Genomic DNA, 749 nt, shown 5'->3' with positions numbered 1-749 from the left:
ACACTCATACGGGAGATTACGGACTGGTTTAAGGGCTTGCAGCCTGCATAGTCATTGTTTGTTGTTACGACGATCACCATATCCGGATGCCGCTGTACCGTTTCACCGTTGGGGAGAAACACACTGTTGCATCGGTCCATCAGGGAGTTTAATCCCACTAGCACACCGGGATTTGCAATGACCGTCGGCTCCTGTATCTCAATCAGGTATCCGTTCCGTATTGCTTCCACCAGCGGCGTATCCACGTAGCGGAAATGCTGCTGGCTGGTTTTGGAGGCATAGTATTCGTGCATTTCATCAAAAATAGTATCAATGAGCTGCTTGTAGACCTGATCTTCTGTAATATTTTCATCGTAGGTTCCGGTCAGTTTTTCATAGGCGCTTGCCGGGTCCAGCATGATATCCTGGAAAGACGGATACTGCCGCTCCAGGGCAGTGCGTTTCCCGTCCACATCCGGCAGGATCTGCCCGAGCAGATCGAATACCTCTGTATTTGCGGAACAGGTCAGGCACCGGTAAGGAAGATGAAGCCCGGAAGCAACTGCTTTGGCTCCTTCCGTTTTTCCCGTACCGGCAGGGCCACGCAGAAGAAAGTTCCGCATGGGCTGTACCGTGTCCGTAGTGACTTTTGCGTGTTCACAGATCCGTTTGACTTCCTTCGGGATGATATACCAGTCCGGCAGTACCGGGACGGTCAGTTCCTCCTCCGGAGTCAGTACACGGGCAGGTGACAGGATATACTGTCCCAC

At 52.3% G+C, this 749-nt stretch carries 1 protein-coding gene; it reads right to left on the bottom strand.

Translation table 11 applies throughout. From position 1 onward, the window contains the following. A partial coding sequence (locus B5E53_RS18750) for an AAA family ATPase (RefSeq protein WP_162611987.1) occupies positions 1–749 on the bottom strand: 749 nt, incomplete at both ends.

It is taken from the genome of Eubacterium sp. An11, assembly GCF_002161065.1.
Lineage (GTDB): Bacteria > Bacillota > Clostridia > Lachnospirales > Lachnospiraceae > Anaerobutyricum > Anaerobutyricum faecale.
Note: the sequence above shows the minus strand (reverse complement) of the source record. Positions and strands in the feature narration are given on the sequence as shown.